This window comes from Leisingera sp. F5 (assembly GCF_001593695.1).
Map to the genome: position 1 here is coordinate 1 of NZ_LUKH01001092.1, position 1284 is coordinate 1284.

General features: G+C 65.0%; 2 protein-coding genes. Both read left to right on the forward strand.

All coding sequences use genetic code 11. The features are described 5' to 3' along the window. The coding region (locus tag A2I95_RS39155) for a DUF1127 domain-containing protein (protein ID WP_367153213.1) at positions 1-216 on the forward strand (216 nt) is incomplete at its 5' end. A 268-nt stretch (positions 217-484) separates the two neighbouring features. Next, positions 485-697: a DUF1127 domain-containing protein gene (locus tag A2I95_RS39160; protein ID WP_027257358.1), complete on the forward strand. Its 213-nt coding sequence runs from the start codon at positions 485-487 to the stop codon at positions 695-697. The last annotated feature ends 587 nt before the right edge of the window (positions 698-1284 follow it).

Consider the following 1284-nt stretch of genomic DNA (forward strand, 5'->3'; position numbering starts at 1 on the left):
ACGATGGCACATGTTATCAGCACCGCACACGGCACCCACAGCCTCGCCGCCCGCATCCGTTCTACCGTAAAAGGCCTGGCCGATTCCTGGGTGAAGGCCCGCGAATTCCAGCGTACCTACAACGAGCTGGACGCGTTGAGCGATCATGAGCTGTCCGACATCGGCGTGCGCCGCGACGATATCGCCGACCTGGCGCGCCAGCACGTCTACGGCTAGGAATTCCCTCCTTCCCGGACGCTTCTCTCCTCCTCCTCTTTCGTGTCCGGGCCAAAGCGCTCCTGCCCTGTCCGGGCGGGAGCGTTTTCTTTTGCGCGCCCTTCAAGATGCTTCACACAATCGTGCTATGCGGGGGCTGCATAGCCGCCAGACCAAAGCATCCATTGCTCCCCGTCCGGGCCGTGCTTATGTCCCGTTCACTTCAGACGAACAGATCATGCACCGCACCGGGAGCACGTCCCGGCACCGATGTGAAGGAACAAGAACAATGGCATATTCAACTCTCTCCGTCCCCTCTGCCGGGATCTCCGCCCGTTTTGCAGGCTTTGCCGCCGGGCTGATCCAGAACTGGAAGCTGCGCCGCGATTACAAGGCAACCGTCAGCGCCCTGCGCGCGATGTCCGCCCGCGACCTGGCCGACATCGGCCTGACCCGCTGCGCTATCCCCGGCGTCGCGCGCGAGCACGTCTACGGCAAGTAACCTCCCCGGCCGGCTGACGGATCCTCCTCCCTCTCCGAAAGCCCGGCCCGAAAGCGCCCCTGCCATCCCGGCGGGGGCGCTTTTGTTTGCAGAGGTGTTGCGCAGCCGCCGTACGCCCCGCCCACTTGGATTTTACGCGGCTGCACCATGCTGGTCCCCGGTCATGATCACCCGCCGGGCCTGACACCCCCGGCACTTGGAACAGGGCTCCGGTCTGGCACCCGGAGCGCGCGATACGCGTACTCGCATGGGGGCACCCCCATCCCACCTCCACCCCGGCGGCGCCGCCACCCTTTAACGGACGGCCAGCAGCGGAACGGACACAGAGACAGACGGCAGGACACGCAACCGGCAGGGCAGGGGCCTTGGCGGCGGGAGCCGCGCGCACGGCATGTTGGCAAGGCTGCGGGGCTTGATCCCGTCCCCCATCGGGTCTATAGGCACCCGGTGGCGTGCTGCGCCATGGAATCACCAATCAAGAAACGCCGCGGTTGGCCCATTCCGCTTCGGGGGCCACATCCGGCAAGGAGAAGCGACATGAAACTTCACGAACTCAGCGACAATCCTGGCGCAACCAAAAAACGCAT